The 22,424-nt window shown below is 37.6% G+C and carries 33 protein-coding genes; 32 read left to right on the top strand and 1 reads right to left on the bottom strand.

The genetic code is table 11. The features are described 5' to 3' along the window. The 9 genes from ACQKIH_RS08960 (at window position 1) to ACQKIH_RS08920 (ending at window position 5,795) form a co-directional block, all read left to right on the top strand. Complete coding sequence (locus tag ACQKIH_RS08960) at window positions 1-180, top strand: hypothetical protein (protein ID WP_427765219.1); 180 nt, start codon at window positions 1-3, stop codon at window positions 178-180. 1 nt (window position 181) lies between these two features. Beyond that, on the top strand, window positions 182-439 hold the full coding sequence (locus tag ACQKIH_RS08955; RefSeq protein ID WP_427765217.1) for a hypothetical protein: 258 nt from the start codon (window positions 182-184) through the stop codon (window positions 437-439). 16 nt (window positions 440-455) lie between these two features. After that, window positions 456-1,349, top strand: a complete 894-nt coding sequence (locus ACQKIH_RS08950) for a recombinase RecT (protein WP_427765215.1) — start codon at window positions 456-458, stop codon at window positions 1,347-1,349. Next, entirely contained in the window at window positions 1,349-2,050 is a 702-nt protein-coding gene (locus tag ACQKIH_RS08945; RefSeq protein ID WP_427765212.1) for an MBL fold metallo-hydrolase, read from the top strand. Before ACQKIH_RS08950 ends, ACQKIH_RS08945 begins: the two co-directional genes overlap by 1 nt. A gap of 13 nt (window positions 2,051-2,063) precedes the next feature. After that, window positions 2,064-2,708, top strand: coding sequence for a hypothetical protein (locus ACQKIH_RS08940; RefSeq protein WP_427765210.1), 645 nt, complete (start codon window positions 2,064-2,066; stop codon window positions 2,706-2,708). Between the two features lie 13 nt (window positions 2,709-2,721). After that, window positions 2,722-3,693 (top strand): phage replisome organizer N-terminal domain-containing protein, encoded by a 972-nt coding sequence (locus ACQKIH_RS08935; protein ID WP_427765207.1) that lies wholly within the window; start codon window positions 2,722-2,724, stop codon window positions 3,691-3,693. Window positions 3,694-3,877: 184 nt separating this feature from the next. After that, the gene (locus ACQKIH_RS08930; protein ID WP_427765205.1) at window positions 3,878-4,114 is read left to right on the top strand and encodes a hypothetical protein; all 237 of its coding nucleotides are present in this window, start codon (window positions 3,878-3,880) and stop codon (window positions 4,112-4,114) included. Continuing rightward, window positions 4,111-4,539: a RusA family crossover junction endodeoxyribonuclease gene (locus ACQKIH_RS08925; protein ID WP_427765203.1), complete on the top strand. Its 429-nt coding sequence runs from the start codon at window positions 4,111-4,113 to the stop codon at window positions 4,537-4,539. The genes ACQKIH_RS08930 and ACQKIH_RS08925 overlap by 4 nt, the downstream gene beginning before the upstream one ends. A gap of 32 nt (window positions 4,540-4,571) precedes the next feature. Next, window positions 4,572-5,795 (top strand): DNA cytosine methyltransferase, encoded by a 1,224-nt coding sequence (locus tag ACQKIH_RS08920; protein ID WP_427765200.1) that lies wholly within the window; start codon window positions 4,572-4,574, stop codon window positions 5,793-5,795. Window positions 5,796-5,907: 112 nt separating this feature from the next. On the opposite strand, the gene ACQKIH_RS08915 is transcribed toward ACQKIH_RS08920, so the two are convergent. After that, window positions 5,908-6,147 carry a hypothetical protein gene (locus tag ACQKIH_RS08915; RefSeq protein WP_427765197.1) on the bottom strand — a complete coding sequence of 80 codons (240 nt, stop codon included), beginning with the start codon at window positions 6,145-6,147 and terminating at the stop codon, window positions 5,908-5,910. 129 nt (window positions 6,148-6,276) lie between these two features. Here ACQKIH_RS08915 and ACQKIH_RS08910 point away from each other — a divergent pair, with 129 nt between their 5' ends. The 23 genes from ACQKIH_RS08910 to ACQKIH_RS08800 all read left to right on the top strand — a co-directional run bounded on the left by ACQKIH_RS08910 (window position 6,277) and on the right by ACQKIH_RS08800 (window position 22,383). Next, window positions 6,277-6,690: a hypothetical protein gene (locus ACQKIH_RS08910; protein WP_427765195.1), complete on the top strand. Its 414-nt coding sequence runs from the start codon at window positions 6,277-6,279 to the stop codon at window positions 6,688-6,690. 222 nt (window positions 6,691-6,912) lie between these two features. Beyond that, the gene (locus tag ACQKIH_RS08905; protein WP_427765192.1) at window positions 6,913-7,911 is read left to right on the top strand and encodes an Abi family protein; all 999 of its coding nucleotides are present in this window, start codon (window positions 6,913-6,915) and stop codon (window positions 7,909-7,911) included. Window positions 7,912-8,235: 324 nt separating this feature from the next. Then, window positions 8,236-8,388, top strand: coding sequence for a hypothetical protein (locus ACQKIH_RS08900; protein ID WP_427765189.1), 153 nt, complete (start codon window positions 8,236-8,238; stop codon window positions 8,386-8,388). 108 nt (window positions 8,389-8,496) lie between these two features. Continuing rightward, entirely contained in the window at window positions 8,497-8,793 is a 297-nt protein-coding gene (locus tag ACQKIH_RS08895; protein WP_427765187.1) for a hypothetical protein, read from the top strand. A 125-nt stretch (window positions 8,794-8,918) separates the two neighbouring features. Then, the gene (locus ACQKIH_RS08890; RefSeq protein ID WP_427765184.1) at window positions 8,919-9,968 is read left to right on the top strand and encodes a nuclease-related domain-containing protein; all 1,050 of its coding nucleotides are present in this window, start codon (window positions 8,919-8,921) and stop codon (window positions 9,966-9,968) included. Continuing rightward, complete coding sequence (locus ACQKIH_RS08885) at window positions 9,946-10,539, top strand: transposase (protein WP_427765182.1); 594 nt, start codon at window positions 9,946-9,948, stop codon at window positions 10,537-10,539. The genes ACQKIH_RS08890 and ACQKIH_RS08885 overlap by 23 nt, the downstream gene beginning before the upstream one ends. Beyond that, complete coding sequence (terL, locus tag ACQKIH_RS08880; protein WP_427765179.1) at window positions 10,536-11,945, top strand: phage terminase large subunit; 1,410 nt, start codon at window positions 10,536-10,538, stop codon at window positions 11,943-11,945. The genes ACQKIH_RS08885 and terL overlap by 4 nt, the downstream gene beginning before the upstream one ends. 14 nt (window positions 11,946-11,959) lie before the next feature. After that, window positions 11,960-13,462 (top strand): phage portal protein, encoded by a 1,503-nt coding sequence (locus tag ACQKIH_RS08875; protein WP_427765177.1) that lies wholly within the window; start codon window positions 11,960-11,962, stop codon window positions 13,460-13,462. After that, entirely contained in the window at window positions 13,446-14,486 is a 1,041-nt protein-coding gene (locus tag ACQKIH_RS08870) for a minor capsid protein (protein ID WP_427765175.1), read from the top strand. The genes ACQKIH_RS08875 and ACQKIH_RS08870 overlap by 17 nt, the downstream gene beginning before the upstream one ends. Window positions 14,487-14,979: 493 nt before the next feature. Continuing rightward, window positions 14,980-15,579 carry a phage scaffolding protein gene (locus tag ACQKIH_RS08865; protein ID WP_427765173.1) on the top strand — a complete coding sequence of 200 codons (600 nt, stop codon included), beginning with the start codon at window positions 14,980-14,982 and terminating at the stop codon, window positions 15,577-15,579. A gap of 19 nt (window positions 15,580-15,598) precedes the next feature. Beyond that, window positions 15,599-15,913, top strand: coding sequence for a hypothetical protein (locus ACQKIH_RS08860; protein WP_427765170.1), 315 nt, complete (start codon window positions 15,599-15,601; stop codon window positions 15,911-15,913). 20 nt (window positions 15,914-15,933) lie between these two features. After that, on the top strand, window positions 15,934-16,959 hold the full coding sequence (locus ACQKIH_RS08855; protein WP_427765168.1) for a major capsid protein: 1,026 nt from the start codon (window positions 15,934-15,936) through the stop codon (window positions 16,957-16,959). A gap of 13 nt (window positions 16,960-16,972) precedes the next feature. Then, window positions 16,973-17,254 carry a hypothetical protein gene (locus ACQKIH_RS08850; RefSeq protein ID WP_427765165.1) on the top strand — a complete coding sequence of 94 codons (282 nt, stop codon included), beginning with the start codon at window positions 16,973-16,975 and terminating at the stop codon, window positions 17,252-17,254. An 11-nt stretch (window positions 17,255-17,265) separates the two neighbouring features. Further along, window positions 17,266-17,661, top strand: a complete 396-nt coding sequence (locus ACQKIH_RS08845; protein ID WP_427765163.1) for a hypothetical protein — start codon at window positions 17,266-17,268, stop codon at window positions 17,659-17,661. 47 nt (window positions 17,662-17,708) lie between these two features. Continuing rightward, the gene (locus ACQKIH_RS08840) at window positions 17,709-18,017 is read left to right on the top strand and encodes a hypothetical protein (protein ID WP_427765160.1); all 309 of its coding nucleotides are present in this window, start codon (window positions 17,709-17,711) and stop codon (window positions 18,015-18,017) included. Then, window positions 18,017-18,448 (top strand): HK97 gp10 family phage protein, encoded by a 432-nt coding sequence (locus tag ACQKIH_RS08835; RefSeq protein ID WP_427765158.1) that lies wholly within the window; start codon window positions 18,017-18,019, stop codon window positions 18,446-18,448. Before ACQKIH_RS08840 ends, ACQKIH_RS08835 begins: the two co-directional genes overlap by 1 nt. After that, entirely contained in the window at window positions 18,438-18,860 is a 423-nt protein-coding gene (locus ACQKIH_RS08830; protein ID WP_427765156.1) for a phage tail terminator family protein, read from the top strand. The genes ACQKIH_RS08835 and ACQKIH_RS08830 overlap by 11 nt, the downstream gene beginning before the upstream one ends. Window positions 18,861-18,865: 5 nt before the next feature. Then, window positions 18,866-19,090 carry a hypothetical protein gene (locus ACQKIH_RS08825; protein WP_427765154.1) on the top strand — a complete coding sequence of 75 codons (225 nt, stop codon included), beginning with the start codon at window positions 18,866-18,868 and terminating at the stop codon, window positions 19,088-19,090. Beyond that, window positions 19,090-20,415 (top strand): phage tail sheath C-terminal domain-containing protein, encoded by a 1,326-nt coding sequence (locus ACQKIH_RS08820; RefSeq protein ID WP_427765152.1) that lies wholly within the window; start codon window positions 19,090-19,092, stop codon window positions 20,413-20,415. The genes ACQKIH_RS08825 and ACQKIH_RS08820 overlap by 1 nt, the downstream gene beginning before the upstream one ends. A gap of 15 nt (window positions 20,416-20,430) precedes the next feature. Further along, on the top strand, window positions 20,431-20,907 hold the full coding sequence (locus tag ACQKIH_RS08815) for a phage tail tube protein (RefSeq protein WP_057989895.1): 477 nt from the start codon (window positions 20,431-20,433) through the stop codon (window positions 20,905-20,907). 58 nt (window positions 20,908-20,965) lie between these two features. After that, entirely contained in the window at window positions 20,966-21,397 is a 432-nt protein-coding gene (locus ACQKIH_RS08810) for a phage tail assembly chaperone (RefSeq protein ID WP_427765150.1), read from the top strand. Between the two features lie 50 nt (window positions 21,398-21,447). Beyond that, window positions 21,448-21,588: a hypothetical protein gene (locus ACQKIH_RS08805; protein WP_427765148.1), complete on the top strand. Its 141-nt coding sequence runs from the start codon at window positions 21,448-21,450 to the stop codon at window positions 21,586-21,588. Between the two features lie 51 nt (window positions 21,589-21,639). Beyond that, the gene (locus ACQKIH_RS08800) at window positions 21,640-22,383 is read left to right on the top strand and encodes a hypothetical protein (RefSeq protein ID WP_427765145.1); all 744 of its coding nucleotides are present in this window, start codon (window positions 21,640-21,642) and stop codon (window positions 22,381-22,383) included. Window positions 22,384-22,424: the final 41 nt, after the last annotated feature.

Here is a 22,424-nt window from a genome sequence, read left to right as displayed (position 1 = left end):
ATGACGAAAATAAAACCTTTCATTGTTCAAGAAGAAATTACAACTGTTTCAATTGCGATAGTTTACGCAAAAGACGCAAAACAAGCGCAAGAATTTTTCGAGAAAAAAGTTGGTGTGTCGGTTCGAACTATTGATTCGAATACTTCAATAAGTATTTCTAAGCAAACGGAGGCTATCTAATATGTCTGAAAAAACATTCAATGTCATTGAAAGCGTAAAGGCTCAATCGGAATACTGTAAAGAAACTAGAGCTCCTCATTTTGCTCCAAAATCGGGTAGTTGCTGGAACTGCAACAAAAATATTTATGAAGAATTGCCAAAGGAATATCACCTATATGATGGTTCAACAAAAACGATCATGCGTGGAATTTCAGTTGATGAAGCAAAAACACAATTAGTTACAGGTTGCCCTCACTGCAACCGTAGCTATTGCGATTAAAAGGGGGAAATTTAATATGTCAAATCAAGTAGCAATCATTCAAAAAGATATTACAGACCAAGTCAACGGTAAATTAGGTGAGTTGCAGCAAGAAGGGCTAGTAATCCCTCAAAATTATAACGCTAGTAACTCTCTAAAATCAGCATTTTTCAAACTTCAAGAAGTGAAGGATAAATCAGGTCGTCCGGCATTAGAAGTATGTAGTAAAGATTCTATTGCTAACGCACTATTGGATATGACGGTGCAAGGGTTAAGCCCAGCTAAAACACAATGCTATTTTGTGGTGTATGGTACCCAGTTACAAATGCTTCGCTCATATTTCGGGACACAATCAGTGCTCAAACGTTTAAGTGGAGTGAAGGACATATGGGCAAACGTTATCTATCAAGATGATGTATTCGATTATGAAAATTATCATGGTCGCGAACGTTTAATTAGTCACAAAACTGCTTTCGAAAATCGTGATAAGGAAATTTTAGGAGCGTATGCAATTGTCAAAACGGCAGATGATGAAGAAATCTTAACTGTTATGACTAAAAAGGAAATCGAGGCGTCTTGGGGGCAAAGCAAAACATCCCAAGCTGTTCATAAAAAGTTCCCGCAAGAAATGGCAAAGAGAACAGTAATTAATCGAGCTGCTAAGGCATTTATCAATACATCGGATGACAGTGATTTATTAATCGAATCGATAAATAATTCAACTGAAAATGAGTATGAAAATGAACGTAAAGACATTACACCAGAAGAAAATATTCAGCAGGAAATTGCGCAGAACGCTAATCAAGAAATATTAGATGTTAAGCCAACTAAACAACAATCAGAGCCAGTAACGCATATTCCAGATGCTCAAGTAATCGCTGAATACGAGCAACAGGAGCTTCTAAAAGATAATGAAGGTCCAGAATTTTAATGATTGAAATTAAAACAATTGCAACGGGAAGTAAAGGTAACTGCTATCACATTAGTGATGGCAGCACCCAACTTCTTCTGGAGGCAGGCATTTCATTCAAGCAAATTCAGCAGGGCGTAAATTTCGAAACTAGCAATATAGCTGGCGTATTAGTAACGCACGAGCACATGGACCACTGCAAAGGCGTAGAGGGCTGTTTGAAACGTGGTATGACAATTTATATGTCGCAAGGCACAAAAGACGGCATGGGCTTAGATAATGCGCAAATTCGCGTCATTAAAAGCAAAGATCAGTTCCGCATTGGTACATGGACGATTTTACCGTTTGATATACAGCACGATGTGAACGAGCCGCTAGGTTTCCTGCTTCAATCAGATAACGGGGACAAGCTTTTATTTGCTACTGATACTTATTACATCAAGTACAAATTCAGTGGTCTTACACATTTGATGATTGAGTGCAATTACGATCAACAAACATTGGACGAAAATGTTGAGAGTGGCCGTATACACCCGGCAATGAGAAAACGTGTAATGAGGTCGCACTTTGGACTTGAAAATCTATTAAACTTCTTTGCTGCTAACGATTTAAGCAAAGTTGAAGAAATACACTTGCTCCACTTATCAGACAACAACAGTAACGTGGAGCGCATTTTTAAAGCAGTCGCAAGGGCAACGGGCAAAATGATTTATATACCATAGGAGGGCAAAACATATGGCAGTAGCATTAAAAAATGAAATCGAAGTGGTAGGTCGCGAAAGGTTAACCCCAGCATTAGATGTAGCGAAGAAATTTGTGGCTACATCACAAAGTAGGCCAGCATTAACTTATGTGGCTTTAAAAGAAAATGGAGAAATTCAAGCTACCGACAGTCATCGAGTGATCATATTAAAAAACATTCATTCTTATAAAGATAATTTGATGCTGAACCATAAAACATTGGATTTGATCAAAGGTTACAACTTTCCAGAATTAGCGAAATTAGTAGAGGTTAGTGAAAAGTTACAAGCTTCTTTTAAATTGTCTAAAGGAGATGCAATGCATCTAATTACTGCACTTAAGTTTATCAAATCGAGCAAATTTGAAGTTGTGAGATTTTCGTTTACAAAAGAATCTATCGAACTTTCGGTACCTGGTATTCAAATAAAGTTGGATGGTTTTGAATTAGATATTGAGCAGCACTTTGACGGTGAAAATATACTTTCGTTTACACCATTATATTTATTGGAAGCTTTAGAAGCGTTTGTTAAATTTTCTGCTGATGAAAATATCACTGTTTTCTTCCAAGGAGCACTACGGATATTTATTTTAGAGAACGAAGAAATGACAATTGGGGTTTTACCACGGAGAGTTTACTAGGAGGACTAGGGCAATGGCTGAAATCACTTGGATAAAACTTAAAACGGATATGTTCGATGATGAAAAAATTAAACTTATCGAACGTATGCCTGAGGGCGATGGCATCTTGATAATTTGGGTGAAGCTACTCGCCTATGCTGGAAAAGTAAATTGCAGCGGTTACATTATGATCGCCGAAGATATCCCAATGAATGTAGAAGAAATGGCAATCATTTTTAATCGACCTCTCGAAAAAGTACGTTATGCAATACAAGTTTTACAACGTTACAGAATGATTGATGTTGATGAAAATGAACGTGTATGCATTTCAAATTGGGAGAAGCACCAAAACATTGACGGCATGGAAAAGGTTCGTTTACAAACTGCTGAACGTAACAGAAAGTACCGTGAACGTAAGAAACAACAGGCTTTACAAGCTCCCGAGTCGTCACAAAATAACGAGGGTAACGTTAGCGTGACGTCACGTGACGGAATAGATAAAGAATTAGATATAGATAAAGAAATAGATAAAGAAATAGATAAAGAACAAGAACTACTAAAAGAAGAATCGGCTTCGCCTTCTTCTGTAGCAGTAGTAAATCCTTTTAATTTTTATGCTCAAAATGGTTTTGGATTAACCATGAATGACATTACCCGTGAAAAGATTGTTGGCTGGTGTAATGACTTATCTGACGAGCTTGTCATTCACGCTATGCAAATCGCAATGGAACGAAACAGCATCAGTTGGTCTTATGCAGAGGGAATCTTAAAGAAATGGCATTCAAAAGGCGTTAAGTCCTTAAAAGACGTAGATGCCTTATTAGCTCAGTTTGAAGCACAGAGAGCTCAAAAGAATCGTTCGCATGGTAATCAACGCACAGAAAACATTCCTGAATGGTTTGGTAAACATCAAGCTGAATCAGCAGCGACACAACAAAAGGCGAATGAACCGATTGATTTTGAAGCAGAACGTGCAAAAGTTTTAGCGAAATTAGGTGGAGCATGACCAAACAACAGGTAGATCAAGCAATAAGTGAGTTAATCAGCGCGTATGTATTTCCATTCGAGGCACTACTAGACGTACATACACGAATGTTGGGGTGAACAGCTGCATATTATGCAGCTTAGCAATTGAGCTATCTTCAAAATTTGATAAATGCCAGGATTGCTGAGAAAAGGGAGGAACAGGGATGACACCTACGTATGAGAGCAAAACAGCTATTTACGACAACTATCGTGCACCAGCAAGATTAATTGAGTTTGAGGGAAATGTATATGAATTTAAGGGTATCGAACAAAAAGCAGATGTTGATACCCATAATTATCGTTGTGAATACGAGCGACATAATTTACGGATCCATTTGCAAGATGACGTACCGTTTTATGTTGAAGGGATATATAAATTTGAGAAACAAGTGGTTAGTTGAAGGGGAGACCAATGATTAAATTTACAGTACCAGGTGCAGTTCAAGCACAGGAAAGGCCGAGATTTTCGAGAATGGGTAAGGGCGTCAGAACACACGACGCTCCCAAGTCTCGTAATTATAAAGAGTTGGTCAAGCTCGTAGCATGGAAAAATAAGCCACAAGAGCCTATACAAGAGTCGATACGGTTAGAGGTGGATGTATTTGTCGTCCCACCGAAAAAGTACCACACAAAGCCAAAACAAGCGCTTATTGCGAGTGGTGAGTTACGACCGACAACTAAGCCGGATCTTGATAATTTGGTTAAGGGCATAAAGGATGGTTGTACAAAAATAATTTGGCATGATGATGCACAGATTGTCGAGATGGTGGTTCGTAAATTTTATGGGATGCAGCCTAGGGCAGAGGTTAAGGTATTAAGCATTTGAAAGAAAATGTGCAGTAACAAGAGGGTGAGGAAATGAAGTTTTTAGATTTATTTGCTGGTATCGGTGGATTCAGATTAGGTATGGAACAAGCTGGGCATGAATGTGTCGGCTATGTTGAGTGGGATAAATTTGCTAGGAAAAGCTATGAAGCAATACACAACACAGAAGGAGAGTGGACGTGGCATGACATATCAACAATTGACTATAGAGACATTCCTAGGGCAGACTGTTGGACCTTCGGATTTCCTTGCCAAGACATCTCCGTCGCAGGAGAACAAAAAGGATTTAGCGGAAACAGATCCTCTCTCTTTTTTGCAGTCACTAAGCGATTACGCCAAATCAAAGAGTGGGATTCCGAAAAAATGCCTACCTACTTACTCATTGAAAACGTTAAAAACTTTCTCTCGGTTAACAGAGGATGGGATTTCCTTGAGGCCCAAATTGAACTGGATGAAATCGGGTACAACTTGGAATGGCAAGTACTCAATTCAAGCGACTTCGGAGTCCCACAGAACAGAGAGCGCGTGTTCATTGTTGGACATCTTAGAGGAACAAGTAGACGAGAAATATTTCCTATCACCACAACAAGTAGAACGTTTAATAATGTCGTAAACGTAGGGAATGTGAATCCTAGTGGGCATGGTATGAACGGCAACGTTTATAGCAATGAAGGAATATCACCAACATTAACCACGAACAAAGGGGAAGGGTTAAAAATTATTCAACCGGTCCTTACACCTAATCGAATGGAAAAGCGACAAAATGGACGTAGATTTAAAGAAGATGGAGAACCAATGTTTACGCTGACAGCACAAGATAGGCATGGAATAGCAATTCGTGAAGCTACTAAAAAGGGTTATGACATTGCTAATGAAGGGGATTCGATTAATTTAGCAGTACCAGGATCACAAACTCGTCGAGGTAGGGTTGGGAAGGGTGTTGCCAATACACTTGATACAGGTTGCCAGCAAGGTGTAGTTGTTTGGGATATGTATAACAAAGTGCAACGATCTGACGGTAATGTCGGAACTTTAACAACTAAAGGTAATACAAGTTCCACAAATAGTGGCACATTTGGCATTGATGACGGTATTCGCATTCGTAAATTAACACCTAGGGAATGTTGGAGATTACAAGGGTTTCCAGATTGGGCATTTGAACGAGCACAAGCAGTCAATAGTGACAGTCAATTGTATAAGCAAGCAGGAAATAGTGTAACGGTAAATGTAATTGCAGCGATAGCGAAACGTTTATAGTTACTAAGCATTTTGTAAATTATGTGTAGTAAATGGGCATAAAAAAAGACCTGAGTCTCCTCAAGTCAGCAAAACTATACGTGTGTATTATAGCATGTATGTTCGTGTAGCGCTAAAAAATTGAACTGAAAAATTCATGAAAGCCCAAATTCATTGGCACAGCCCAAATGTAAAAAGCAACTAGAGCCACACAACCCAAAAGGAATCTATAAATTTTAACGGGAAGTAGTTTTACAAAGATTAGCGAAAAAATAAAGATACAACCAAATAGAACAACCATTAAAACTAATACTGGCAGTATTGTAATTATCACACTTAATCCACCATTTAATAAACCTAATAATATGTCCATAGCATTACCTCATTATGTATTTTATGTAAATTATAGCATACAAAAAGCCACAGCTTTGCAGAGCTACGGCTTGGTAAGTCCCTTTTATGTTATTCGGATAATCAAATTATAACATAAGGGGGCAATCTTATGGCAGGGCAAATCAGCATAAATCGTTTTCAGCTAGACAAAGCATTAAAAAAATATCATGAGAATATGTGTAAGTATGTTCGAATGAGGGATGAATTAGGTTCTCTTTCAGCTGTCGCATCAACAACTCAGTATGGGATCGAGGCAACCATGCCAAAAGCTGTTGGTGGAAATAGTGATCCAGTATTTGCGCATATCCAAATTAAAGCATCGCGTGTAGCAAGACTTAATAAAACAAAAGAAGAATTATTACTTGTTCAAAATTTGATTGGAAAAGTAACTGGCGATATAGAGCTAGAGGTGCTCTATTGGTTATTAGAGGGTATGCCCTTTAGGTGGATTGGAACAAAGCTTAATATGAGCCACACAAGTGTACAGCGAGTACGTGAACGTATTTTGGATATCATGATGTAATTTTTTTATCATTTTTAAAATTGTATTAATTAGAGGTACATTATTATAACTGGTGAAGCATATACTAATATAGTAGGTGATTGACAAAATTTATTCTATTTGATATCATCTACTTATTAGATCGCGCTCTGGTCGCCTGCGGGCCCAGGGCCTTTTTTTATACACATTATTTGATTAGTGGATTATAATTGCAATAATGTTAAAAATATACGGGGTGTTAATATGGATCCAAAAGTGTTCAAAACATATAATTCACAATTAAGAATCTTAAGAAGTAGGGGTTTAATAGTACCCACGACAGGAGTACCTAAAAGAATCCTTCAACAAGAAAATTATTATAAAATAATCAATGGTTATAAATCGTTATTTATAGACCCTGCTTTATCCACTCCATTAAACGAGAAGTATAAGGTTGGGTCCGAACTATATGAGATTAAAGCTTTGTATGATTTTGATGCCGAATTAAGAAGTATTTTTTTGAAAAGAATTTTAAGAATAGAAAACAACTTCGGTAGTGCAATATCGTATGTATTCTCAGAAAAATACGGGCATGATAATTATTTAAAGCTAGAAAACTTCAATGTTCCCTCAATACCTGTTGGTTTAACACCAAATCAAGAGAAAAAAGCTAAAATTAAGCAAGTAAATACTATTCAAGATATTTATAAATTGATACAAGGTATACAAGGTGACATTGCTAGAGCTATAAAAAATCAAAAATATATACAGCATTATATGGTTGATTATGGTTATATACCTATGTGGGTTTTAATTAATGTTTTGACTTTCGGTACTGTAAGTAAGTTTTATAGAACAATGAAAGAAGCTGATCAAAGAAGTGTTGCAAAAATTTTAAACGTTCAGTTTGATGAACTATATGGAATAATTGGTATATTGACGCTTGTTCGTAATACATGTGCTCATGATGAAAGATTATTTGATTTTATATCACATACTCCTCAATTAAAAACAAATTATATACATACTAATTTGTCTATTCCGCTAGATTCTAACGGGAATTTATTGTATGGTAAAAACGATTTATTTGCTGCACTTATAAGCTTAAAAATGCTTTCTTCAAAAACCGACTTTAATAAAATGTTTACCGAGATTAAATATGCAGTTGAACTACTGGATAATAATTTGAAGACAATTTTACTTGATGAAGTATTAGATAAAATGGGTTTCCCTAACAATTGGAAAGATATAAAAAAAGTTTAAAAGTCAGTAGAATGAAATAATCTAATATTAGTAATTTTCAAAAGCAAACTAATATAAGTTTGCTTTTTCATTATTTAACTTGGATTGGTTTACAAATGTGACAAGTGTTACAAAAGTTCCAATCGTATTTTTTGTGGAAGATACGATGTAAACTGAAGGGGAGGTAGGAGCGGTTTTATTCCTCTTATGCAATGACTTCGTCCTTTTAAAAGATCAAAAGCAAATCGTTTTTACCACAATAATAAACGAGAGGCTACTATTATTACTACAGGAGTGCTGCTTATGCAGTGCTCTTTTTTCTATGTCCAGAAAGGGGTGAGAACGATGCGTTATGTATTGCAGTGTGAGAAATGTGAACGACCAGCTCCTGTGATTAGTAAAAAGCATGGGCATACGATTGTTGGTCATGAGACAGTTAAAAAGACTGTGCCAAATAGATGTGCGTGTGGAGGCAACATTAAACCTATGATTGATTAGGGCTTTGAATAGTGCGTATTGCTTTTTTAGGGGTGCGTGCTGTTGAGAGCAAAATTTGGGTAGTATTACCTCCTGTCTTTAGTTATGATAGGGTGGGAGGTGAGAAAAATGACTGTTCCTATTATTATTACTAGAATTATTGAAACTGAAGAAAACACTATCGTAGTTAGTAAGGAATATTCAAAAGAGGATTTATTATGCATACCTAGACCTGGAGACTTATGGGAAGATGATGGCTTCCACGATGGCATACTAACTAAAGTATCCGAGGTATTATTTAATTACGATGGCGGCTATTGCACTGTCTATCTTGATACGATGAAATTGACTGAATCAGAATTCCAAGATAATGCAGAACTAATAAAGACTTCTTACGAAGCGAGTGGTTGGAGTTTCGAAAATTAATACTGCTTTAATAAAAGTCGCGTTCATTCGAGCGTGGCTTTTTATAATTTAATAGGCCTCGGTAAAATATAATGTGATTTAGCTATTAATATTATGGTAATATATGAAAAAAGGAGTGTAAATAGATGGATATGTTTTATATAGTGTTAATCGCCATATTATTTTTAGTTATTTTATATTTTATTTTCAAATTTAAAAGAGACACAAAAAAATATGAGGAATTAATAAATTCAAGCAATAATGAGTTAGCTTCCACGCTTTATACGGCAGAAGAGAAATATTCTAAGGAATTACAACTTACTAAAGGCGAGTATAATGAAAAATTACAAATAGAGGGTAAGAAAATACAGGATTATTATAATCAGAAAATACAAGAAATCAAAAACACAGTATCGATAAAGTATAAAAAGGACTTTCAAAAGATTAAAGAAGAACACGATGGAAAATTAAATAAAATTGAAGATTATATAAAAAATTTCGAAAAATATTCACGAAATCGTGGGGAAATTATTACCCACAAAATTTTAGTCGATTTAAAGAGTGAACTTGTAAAGAATCAAGAAATTCAACCTGAAGATATGATAATTATGGGGAATGTGTTTATACCTTTTATTACTAAAGACAAAGAATTAATGACTAGACAAATAGACCATTTAATTCTTTGTCAAAGTGGAATCTACGTTATAGAAACAAAATTTTGGAAAGGGAAAATATTGCATGGCATTTCAAAAAAGAATGCAGGAGATATGTCTATTGTATTTAACAATATATTCTACGACAACCCTGAAGATAAAGAAGAAACAATAATTTTTGAACCTTTAAAAAAGAATGATGATAATATTCGGGAATTTAAAGTTGTATCATATGATAATCCTGTAAAACAAGTTAGGGGTACAGCAGGGAAGTTAAATGAGTATATTAATTTAAAACTAAACATTAATAAAGGAGTTAGTTCAATAGTATACTTTGGATATCCAATTGATACGAAAAATTTTGTTGAAAATTATAGTTCGAAAACAAGTAAATATGATAAATATGCCGCTTTAATTTGTATTAATAGTAAGGATTTACGCACTAATGTAATCAACCTAGTGTCAGGAAATGAAAAGAAATTTAACATGGACGAACTTAAGAAAATAGAAGTATTACTAAATGAATTTAATAGAATTATATAAGCACCCAAATAAGGGTGTTTTTTATTTCAAAAAGCTATTAGCACAAGGGGGTGAAGCCATTGGGAAAGTCAACAAAGGCGGTGCCAAGGGAAAGTATTCCGAATGGCTAACCGATGAAGGACTTATTAAGATTGAGGGTTGGGCACGTGATGGGCTAACAGATGAACAGATTGCTAAAAATATGGGCATTGCATATTCAACATTACGAACGTGGAGAGATAAATTTTCGGCACTTTCGGCAGCCTTAAAAAGAGGTAAGGAAGTAATCGACCGTCAAGTTGAAAATGCCTTGCTTAAACGTGCTTTAGGTTACCGATATGATGAGGTTACAAAGGAATTAGTAGAGGACTTAGAAAACGGTGGAATGAAATTAGATATAACTAAAGTTGTCACAAAAGAAGTGCAACCGGATGTTACCGCTCAAATCTTCTGGTTAAAGAATCGTAAGCCAGTAGAATGGCGCGATAAACAACAAGTAGAGCATAGCGGTGAGGTAATGAACACAGTCGTTGAAATGACAACCGAAGATCGACAAAAACGAATAGCTGAATTGAAGGCGAAATTAAAATGATTACAGATGCAGAATTATTAGAGCTAGAAACATTACTGCAGCTAGAAGCACTCGATGAAGCAAAAACGAACTTCTTCAAATTTTGCAATGTGCTCGCTCCTTCTTTTTATAAAGAGAGTCGAGCCTTTTTAATTTACATGTGTGATGAAATGCAAGGCTTTTATGAATCAGATGATGAAGTAATGATTGTGAATGTTCCTCCTCGTCATGGGAAATCACGCACGGCATCTATGTTCGCTAAATTTGTATTCGGTCAAAATCAAAACGAAAAGATTATGACAGGTTCGTATAATGAAATGCTATCAACAACATTCTCAAAAGCTGTACGAAATGACATTTCCGAAGTTAAAGGGGATAAGGATAAATTAGTTTATAGCGACATATTCCCAGATACGCGCATCAAACAAGGTGATGGCGCTATGAACTTATGGAGCTTAGAGGGTGGTTACAATAACTATCTAGCCACTTCACCTACTGGTACGGCAACAGGGTTCGGTGCATCTTTACTTATTATTGATGACTTAATCAAAAATGCTGAAGAGGCGTTTAATGAAGGTGTCCTTGAAAAGCATTGGGAATGGTTCACTAATACGATGCTTTCACGTGTTGAAGAAGGCGGGAAAATAATAATTATCATGACGCGTTGGTCCTCTAAAGATTTAGCAGGGCGAGCGCTTCTTCATTTTAAAGAAGAAGGCAAGAAAGTTCGTCATATCAATTTAAAGGCACAGCAAGAAGATGGCTCAATGTTATGCGATGAAATTTTAAGTCAAAGATCATACGAAAGTAAAACTCGTGCAATGAGACCAGAAATTGCAGCTGCTAACTATCAGCAAGAGCCTATTGATGTTAAAGGACGATTGTATAGCAAATTTAAGACGTATGACGGTGAGTTGCTGCAGTTTAAACAGATTAAGAACTATACGGATACGGCAGATACGGGCGCTGACTTCTTGTGCAGTATTAACTACGGCGTCACATTTAATAATGAGGCATACGTGTTGGATGTCCTTTACACAAAAGATGGCATGGAAGAAACAGAGCCGGACACAGCTAAGATGCTGTTCGAAGGTAAGGTAAACATGTCTGATATTGAATCAAATAATGGTGGTCGAGGGTTTGCCCGAGCAGTTGAACGATTGCTTAAAACAAACCATAATTCAAATTTCACACGCGTTGAGCCGTTCCATCAAAGCAAAAACAAACAAGCACGTATATTATCCAATGCCACATGGGTGATGGATCATATTTATTTTCCGAGCAACTGGCGTGAGAGATGGCCAGAATATTTCAAAGCTATGACCGAGTACCAGCGCGAAGGTAAAAACAAACATGATGATGCACCGGATGCAACAACAGGTATTGCAGAAAAGATTGATGGCGGCAGCACATACAGTTTCGATTAAAAAGAGGTGATTACATGACAAGTTTTTTCCCGTTTCAAGGGGCAATAACCGATACGGACATTTTAAATGAGCACGTAGCTGCAGGAGCAAATAAAATCATTAGCAATATTAAGTTACTAGAAAATGAAATTAGTAAATTTAAAGCATCTGAAAAGCGTAAGTGGATGTTAGTCGGTGACGCCTACTATGAGGGTGAGCAAGAAATCTTAAAGCGCAAACGCCGAATTATCGGTAAAGGTGGGCAGTTAGAAATTGCACAAAACCTTCCTAACAATAAAATCTTGGATAATCAATATGCCAAGCTTGTTGACCAAAAGGTGAACTACCAGCTAGGTAAGCCGATTACATTGGAATCTGAAAACAAGCCGTATTTAAAAGCGCTTGAGATTGTTCTTAATCGTCGCTTCCATCGCACGTTAAAAGCAGTCGGACAAGATGCATTAAATGGTGGTATTGGGTGGCTCTACCCTTATTACAATGAGCAGGGTGAGTTTACTATCAAACGATTCCCTCCACATGAAATTATTCCGTTTTGGCAGGATTCGGAGCAAACCGTTGTTGATTTTGCAATACGTATTTATTCAACCACTGTATACGAAGGTGAAAGAGAAGTTGTTAAAGAAAAAGCAGAAGTTTACAGCACACAGGGCGTTGATTATTACGAATGGTTTAACGGTCGATTGGTGCCAGATGTAACGACTCAAACACAGCCTTACATTACAATTTCAGATGGTGAGCAAGAACAAGCTGTAAACTGGCAGCGCGTCCCGTTGATTCCGTTTAAATTTAACAGCAAGGAAATACCATTGATCAAGCGTGTTAAATCGTTGCAAGATGGAGTCAACATTATGCTTAGTGACTTTGAAAACAACATGCAGGAAGATGCGAGAAACACCATTCTTGTAATTCACAATTATGACGGACAGGATTTAGGTCAATTCAGACACAATCTTGCACAATTTGGAGCTGTTAAAGTACGTTCAGCTGATGGTGCTAAAGGTGGCGTTGATACGTTGACCATTACGGTTAATGCTGATAACTATAAATCCATTCTTTCGCTATTTAAAAAGGCATTAATCGAAAATGGTCGTGGCTATGATGCAAAAGATGAGCGTATGAGTAACAATCCAAACCAAATGAATATCCAGTCGATGTACAGCGATATTGAGCTTGATGCGAACGGAATTGAGACAGAGTTCCAAGCCTCATTTGAGGAACTTCTTTGGTTTATTAATCAGCATCTAGCAAATACCGGACAAGGGGATTTCGAAGGTGAAACTGTCGATATCACATTTAACCGCGATGTGTTAATCAACGAAAAAGAAGTCGTAGAAGTATTAGACAAATCACCTTACTTATCCGAAGAAACGAAGATTGCTCAACATCCGTATGTAAAAGATGTGGAATTAGAATTGAAGCGTAGAAAGAAGGAACGCCAAGAAGAAATGAATATGCATGACGGTTACGATGACCATTTCAAGCAAAAGCAAGGTGAGCTAAATGGCAAAGAAACGTAATTACTGGCGCGAACGATTTGAGCTATTAGAAGATGCCCAGCATCAACGCTCCATCTTTTATTATGACGATCTTGAAAAAGCGTACATCCAAACTATGAACGAGCTGGAAAAGGACATATTGAAATGGTACAACCGCTTTGCTGCTAACAATGAAATTTCACTGGATGAAGCGAAACGATTGTTGAAGTCTGATGAATTGAAAGAGTTCCAGTGGACTGTTGACGAGTATATCGAATACGGCAAAAAGAACGCGCTCAATGGTAAGTGGATGAAACAGCTTGAAAATGCATCGTCACGTGTCCATATTTCGCGTTTGGAAAGCCTACGAATACAAATACAACAGCATGTGGAAAAACTGTATGACGGGCACATAAAAGGCTTTGAGCAGTTTATTCAAGAAAGCTATCAATCACAGTATTATCATACAGCGTTCGAGGTGCAGAAAGCTTTTAATGTTGGTTTCACCATGCAAGCCCTTGATGAGCGACTGTTAACCAAAATTATTAGTAAGCCATGGACTGCTGATAATATGACTTTCAGCGCTAAGATTTGGCGCGACAGAGGGTTGCTGATTGATACATTACACAAAGAGCTAACTCAATCAATCGCGCGTGGTATTGGTCCTGAAAAGATTGTTAGTGTAGTGCATCAAAAATTAGGTTCGAAAAATTCAAAGAATCAAGTACGCCGTTTGGTTATGACCGAATCGGCTTTTTTTAGTGCATCGGCTCAAAAGGATGCATTTAAGGAACTTGATGTTGAGCAGTATGAAATCATTGCTACATTGGACAGTAAGACCAGTGATATTTGTCAATCGATGGACGGCAAGGTATTCAAGATGGTGGACTTTGAGCCAGGTATTACTGCAAATCCGTTTCATCCATATTGTAGGACTACAACAGCTCCATATTTTGATGATGAGTTTGATTTATCTCAACGTGCTGCACGTGGTAAAGATGGCAAGGTTTATTACATTTCTAGCAATATCAAATATCCAGAGTGGGAAGTGAGGTTTGTGGCATGAGGTGGTTAATTGGTTTATGAAATTATGCTCGTGTATCGAGATGGCGAGAGAATCAAGACTATACAAGATGTGGCTAAAATCAGTACAGATGAGAGTGTTATATCATTTCTTGATGATCAGGGCGACATTCTATTCATGACAACAAACGATGCTATTTTATATATCAATAGAATTTCACTTGGATAGTTGTAATGATATAGATTTTTAATACGGTTGAAAGGGTGGATAATTTGAAAATTGAGGGTGCAATAATCTATTACTCTAATAACTTGACAGAAACGTTGTCGGACATTGCGGCGCGATATGTTAATAAATTGATACGCACTGAAACGTTAGGTGATGTAATAAATTTTGATGATGTTACCATTTTCACAAAACAAATTGTAAAAATCGAATGGAAACTTAAGTCGTAGCGATACGGCTTTTTATTATGTCTTTTATCGTAGACATTAAAGAACGAACTTTTCTATATCCCACTAAGGAGGCTATTTCAATGACAAAAGAACAATTAATTGCGCTAGGACTTACGGAAGAACAGGCGCAAGCTGTATTAGATGGTTACGGTCAGACTGTACCAAAAAGCGATTTCGACAATAAAGTCAATGAGCTCAAAATTGCGAACGATACTATCTCAGATCGTGATACACAACTTGAAGGTTTGAAGAAAGTGGATGCTGAAGGACTTCAAGAGAAAATCACTAACCTACAGCAAGAAAATGCACAGGCGAAATTAGATCATGCTAAACAGCTAAAAGATGAGCGTTTATCTACTGCTTTAAAATTAGCGCTTACAGGTAAAGTGCATGATGTTGATTTAGTTTTAAGTCTTTTTGACAAAGAACAAATTGAGCTAGATGAAAAAGGAAATATTACAAAGGGACTGGATGAGCAACGTAAAACATTGCAAGAATCGAAGTCCTTTTTGTTTGTTCCTGAAAAGGAAGAAAAGAAGACTGAATTTAAGGGGTGGAGCCCTGCTGGTGGTGACGGTGGTGCAAGTGGTGAATTAGATGCAGGAAGTGCATTTGCTAAACAGTTCAATGAAAAAGGCGCTGTCGGTTCCGATGCTCCGAATCCATGGGGAGAAAATTAATTAAAGGGAGGGCATACACATGCCATATGTAAAAGGTGTAACCAATTATTCTCGTATTAACTTCTTAGCATCTTCAAAGGTGCAGTCATTCACAACTTTAGTCAGTGATGCTGGTGTAGCTGCAGATGCCAATGGAAAAAAAATTGTACGAGCTGGTACTGTATTACCTACAAATGATGCTTCAGCGAAAGGTATTTTGTACAACGACGTTGATGTAACACAAGGCCCGCAACCAGGTTCATTAATCGTAGAGGCATATATCTTAGAAGCACGCCTACACACAGCACCGTCAGAAGAAGCGAAAACAGCATTAACAGAAATTAAATTCCGATAATCGAAAGGTGGAAAATTGATATGCCAGATATTTTAGAGTTATTTGCCCATAAAACAGTTCTTAGTTATTTAAAGGAGCGTAAAATTATACCTTTCTTAGGTGAAACGCTATTCCCAGAAGTGAAACATGACACGCTTGAATTCGAATATTTAGTAGGTGCGAGTAATCTTCCTGTTGCCGCTAAAATTCATGCTTTTGATACAGAAGCGGAAATTGGTTCTGTTGAATTCGGTGAACAAGCACTTGAAGCTGCTTACATTAAAAAGAAGTACCAAATCAAAGAGAAGGACTTAATTGCATTACAATTCCCTCGTACACCACAAGAACAACAAGTGTTAATGGGTCGTGTATTTAATTTAATTGATCGTGCTGTTGGTGATGTGCGCGCTGAAAAAGAAGTTATGCGTATGCAAGCTTTAGCTAACGGTCAACTATCACTTGCTATGGAAGGTGGAGGTACATTAACGGTTGATTATAAAGTGCCCAACGAACATAAAGAGGCTTTAACTGGAACGGCTTTATGGGACCTAGATACAGCGGATATCATTAGCGACATTACACGCTGGTCCGATGCGTTAGATGAAAAGCCAACACGCGCTTTAACGTCCACAAAGATTACTGGTCAAATTTTACGTAATGCGAAAATCATCGCTGCTTTATTCGGCAAAGATAGCGGTCGTGTAGCTACGTTAGCGGATTTAAATTCATTCATGCAGTCACATGGTTTACCTACAATTGCGACATACGACTCTAAATACCGTGTACAAAACGCTAATGGGACGTATACAACAATGCGTTATTTCCCTGAAAACAAATTCGTAATGTTCGGCGATGCGCAACTAGGCGAGACGCTGAACGGACCAACACCAGAAGAAAGCCGCTTATTACGTCAAGGTAATGAAGAAGTGACAAATGTCGGTAATGTCATCGGCATGATCTTTGAAGAAGGTTTAGATCCAGTGTCAACGTGGGCAAAGGCAGCATCTACTGCTATTCCATCATTCCCAGAAGCAAATAACGTATTCCAAGCACAGCCAATTGCATAAGGAGGGCTTACAGATGAAATTAGTTAAAGTAATTGATGTTCCGGTTCGTTATAAAGAGGTAACGCATCCAAAAGACGAACAGTTCGAGATGGAAGATGATCATGTAAATGAAAAGTTAGTAGAAATTATCGGTGATGTTGCGGAAAAGCAAACGAATACACAGGATAGCCAGTTTGAAGGTATGTCCATAGACGAACTGAAAGCGTATGCCGAGCAAAAAAGCATTGATATCGGAAAAGCCACAACAGAAAAAGGCATTATCGAAAAAATCGAAGAAGCTCAAAAAGCTGAATAGGACGTGATTCTATGCTTGAAAAAGTGAAAGAGCGCTTAGTATCACTCGGAATTACACTTACCAACGAGCCATCCAGTACAGATGGCTTTTTGCTTTCTTTTGCTGTTAAAAAGGTGACGGATCATATTAATAATCAAACAAATCTTGATGCGATTCCGAAAGGGCTCACACACGTTGCTATCGACATGGCCGTGGGTGAGTTTTTGTTTGCTAAAAAATCGATGGGCTTACTTGATGTAAGCTCATTAGATTTTAGTAGCGCCATTAAAAAGGTACAAGATGGTGACACAACTGTTGAATATGCAGTCGAAGCGAAATACAGCCCAGAGCAAAAGTTTGAGTCGTTTATTATGTACTTGCAGCATAACGAAGTCGACTGTGTGAAGTATCGGGTGCTGACGTGGTAAGTGAACGTAGAAAAGCACTCGAGCGATTATGGATTGGAGAATGCACGGTGTACGAATGGAAAGAGGTTGAAGATCCAATTACATTCGTGACTGAATTCCAAGAAGTTTTACTGCACGAAAACCTTAAATGTAAGCTATCCCATAAAAATATCAGTGCCACATCATCAACTGGCGCTGGTGCTATTGTGGTCCAACAAATTAAAGTGTCGCTTGGCAATGAATTTGAAATACCTGCAGGTTGTAAAATCACCGTCACACAGAATGGTAAGACTGCAGATTATGCTCGTAGCGGTGAGCCTGGTGTATTTATTGACCATCAAGAGATTGTCTTAGACATATTCAAGGGGTGGGCTTAATGGCTAGACGTGGAGCGAGGGTTAATTTTCGCGAATTAAAACGCATGCAAAAGAAGATGGAGAAGCTCGGCAAGGAGTACGACAAGTTTTGCGAGGCTGCTGCTAAGGAATTAGCGGCTCGTTTACTAAGAAAGGTCATTAAACGTACGCCAGTCGGTGTTTATGAAGATGATAAAACAGGGGGTACTTTACGTAGGGGGTGGACTGTCGGTGAAGTTAAGAAAAACGGTAGTCATTTCGAAATTGAAGTTATCAATCCAACAGAATACGCACAATATGTTGAATTTGGACATCGCACACGCAATCACCAAGGTTGGGTAAATGGTCGCTTCATGATGACCATTTCAGCAGATGAAGTTGAACGAGCTGCACCAGCTATCCTTGAAAAGAAACTTATGAAAATGCTAAGGGAGGCATTCAATGGAGATTAACGATATATCAATTGCTATTTCCCGAAAGCTTCAAGCAGTTTTTGGTAGTGGCTATAAAAAATACATGGACGAGGTACCGCAAAACTTTGCGACACCTTGTTTTTTTATTCAGTTTTTGAGCTTTGAACATATCATGAAAATTGGCGACCGGTGGAAAGTAACGCCGTTATTCAACGTTCAGTATTTCCCGCAAAAAGGAGCGTCAGAAAGTGCGAATATGACTTTAAAAATCCAAAGGGCATTAAAGAATGTAACGCTACTTAATGGCGCTGTAATGCTTGCACGTGGGGCTAATAGTGAGGTTGTCGATGGCATTGCTCATAACTTCATGCGGTTTGATTTCTTCTTGCAAGAGGTCGAGGTGAAAACGCTCATGGGTTCACTTGAGCACTATCAAAAAACGAAAGGGTGATTTAATTGGCGAAAGCGATTCAAGCGAAAATTGAACCAGTGGATGTTAAAAGAGTGGCAGAGGTTGTAACTTCTAAACTGCCAAAATTCACAAAAGAGCAATTAGCTAAAAGCCAAAAATATATTCATCGACGTGATGCGATCAATGCATTGCTACCAGATGATGGAACATACTCATTCGCACAGGTAAATGAAATTCTTAAGAAATTCGATGAAGGGGTGAAAAAATAATGGCGCTAGGTGGAGGTCCGTTTTTAACGCAAAATAAGGTTTTACCGGGGACGTATCATAACTTTATCAGTGCACTACGAGCGTTCGTGAATTTATCTGATCGTGGTTATGTAGGTCAACCAATCGCATTAGATTGGGGGCAGGATGAGGGGGTATTTACCGTAAATTTAGAGGACTTACAGAAAGATTCCTTGAAGATTTTCGGCTACGATTACACGCATCCAAAATTGAAAGGTATTCGTGACTTATTTAAAGGCGCGATTACCGTATTCTTTGCAAAACTTAACTTAGGTGGCACTGCTGCAGAAAATGAGTTTGCTAAAGCTAAATATAAGGGCATCCGCGGAAATGACATTCGAATTGTGGTGCAAACGAATGTGGATGAACCTACTAATTACGATGTATTAACCTACATCGATACAACATTAGTCGATGAGCAAACGGTGGCGACTGCTGCTGATTTAGTTGGAAATGATTTTGTTGTATTTAAAACAGATGCAAAATTAGAGGTTACTGCTGGTATGCCATTAACAGGTGGAGCGAATGGTGCAACAGCCTTAACAGCTGGTACCCCTCACCAAATGGCACTTGATAATTTAGAGGCATATGGCTTCAATACACTCGGTTGCTTGTCTTCAGAGCCAACAATCAAATCACTGTACGTCGAGTATACAAAGCGTATCCGTGACACTGTAGGAGGTAAATTCCAACTAGTCGGTCATAAGCTCGGCAAGATGGATCATGAAGGTATCATCGACGTGCAAAACGATGCTGTCGGAGATGGTGAAGAAGTGTTCGGCGCAGTTTATTGGGCAACGGGCGTACAAGGTGGTATCGCAGTTAACAAGTCAAATACTAATAAAACGTACACAGGTGAGCACACGCTTGATATGACTGAAACAAAAACGCAATCGCAATTAACAGCGCTTTTAAAAGCGGGTAAATATGTGTTCCATCGCGTTGGTGAAGATATCAATGTTTTAGAAGATGTAAATACGTTTACCTCATTTACACCAGATAAAAATGAGGATTTCAGTATGAATCAAGTTATCCGTGTACTAGATCAAATTGCTATTGATACTGCGCAACTATTTAATTCGCGTTATTTAGGTAAAGTGCCGAATGATCAAGATGGTCGTATTTCACTTTGGAATGACATTGTGGCACACCGAAGAGAACTAGAGCGTATTCGCGCTATCCAAAATTTCGTATCGGATCAAGTATTAGTAGAACCGGGCAATTCAAAAAAAGCAGTTGTCGTTAATGAAGTTGTTGAACCGACAGTAGCCATGTCGCAACTATACATTACAACAACAGTAGTTTAATGGAGGGATAAGTTTATGGCAGATTTAACAATGCATGCTAAGGACGCGATTCAAGGCGCACAAGGGAGAGCTTTCGTAACGATTGGAGATAATCGCTATCTATTTGCTAACCTAATTAATTTAGAGGCGCGCTTTGATAAAACAAAAACACAAGTACCTATTATGGGACGTGTTTCGAAAGGGAATAAAGCAACTGGTGGCGAAGGAACTGGATCGGCAACATTCCATTACAACACATCTATTTTCCGAGAATTACTTTACCGTTACCAAGAAACCGGTGAGGATATTTATTTTGATATCCAAGTGACAAATGAAGATAAAAGCGCTTCTGTCGGTCGCCAAACGACAATCTTAAAAGATTGCAATATGGATGGCGGTATTGTTGCGTTATTGGATGCTGACGCTGAATATTTAGAGGACTCGGTTGATTTTACTTTTGAACGATTTGAATTACCTGAGGTTTATTCTATTTTGAACACAATGCAATCTTAATGAAGCTTGCTTTGTGGGCTTTTTCTATACAAAAATTAAAAGGATAAGGTGATTAATAATGACAAACTTAACAGCTTTTTTATCACAGAATGCAATCAAGGCGGAAACAGAAGAACATATTGTATCGAAACGTTTTATTGATCCAGAAACAAAACAACCAATCCCATGGCAAATCGGTGCGATTTCTTCTGATGAAGATGAAGCACTACGTAAACAGCATACTAAACGATTACCTGTGCCAGGGAAGAAAAATATGTTTACACCTACAACAGATTACGATGCTTATTTAGCTTCTTTAGCAGTAAAATGTACAATTTACCCGAATTTGAACGACCAGGATGTTCAAACTTCATATGGCGTTATGGGGGCAGAGATGTTGTTAAAGAAAATGCTTCTTCCTGGTGAATATGCTGAGTTTCTGAAAGTCGTTCAAAATGCAAATGGATTCGACGTAGGTATGGACGAGGCGGTAGAAGAAGCAAAAAACTAATTAATGACGGCGACTATGACGCGAATATAGCATACTATTGTATGCACAAATTGCGTAAGTGGCCGTCAGAGTATGATTCCTTACCAAAGTATGAAAAAGCCTTTGTCATTGCTGCTGTCCAAATAAAAATGGAGGCAGATAAAAAAGCTGAAAATGAGTCTAAGCGGAACGGGAAAAGGAAAGGGAAGTAATGATAGGAAAACACCTCCATATTGGGTATATTAGTATCAGGAGGAGATTTGATGAAAAAGATTCTTTATCTTTTGATGACAGTAATGGTAGGCCTATACTTTATTTATGGATTATCTAACGTTATTTTGAATTTCGAAGGTTATAAAGGTGCAGATTTTTTAATTGTGGGAGTTATGTTATTGCTCGTTGGTTTGTTAGAAGTATTTTTAATCAAGAGGTATAAAAAAATATTCGGTCCCGAAGCTAAAGAGGCTGACGAAAACCGTAAACTCGCAATGAAAAAAATGAAGTCTGATAAAGAAAAAGAAAAATTCGATGTTGAAAGTAAAGTTATTGGTTCAAAGGCACGACAACATTTGTTAGGTGCGGATCTTTGTATTTCATTGAAGCACATGGCTGGTTTGCCGTTAGCAGAAGGTTCGGAAGTGTTTGTTTATAGATGTACAGATAAAATTATTTTCGAAAGAAACCAAGAAACTTTTGAACTTCCTGTCTCGAAAGTTAAAGATGTGTTGATGAAAACGAGTATTGAGATTCAAAAGAGCTACTCTAGTAGCATTGGCGGAGCTGTTGGTGGATATGTTTTATTTGGCCCTTTAGGAGCGATGGTTGGAGGACGTACAAAAGAGAAAGAAAGTAAGGTTATCGATAAATACTTAATCTTTTCTTATGTTAATTCCTCAGATGAAATTGATTTCATTTCATTTGAAGCTACATCGGAACCTAAAGCCATTATGTTCAACAACGAATATTATAATTTGAAAGATAGAGGCAGAGTTACTGTCGAATTGTAAAGCGCTCATAATTTGAGCGCTTTTTATTATGGAGGAAAGGA

Source organism: Solibacillus cecembensis, from assembly GCF_050272495.1.
Taxonomy (GTDB): domain Bacteria; phylum Bacillota; class Bacilli; order Bacillales_A; family Planococcaceae; genus Solibacillus; species Solibacillus cecembensis.
Note: the sequence above shows the minus strand (reverse complement) of the source record. Positions and strands in the feature narration are given on the sequence as shown.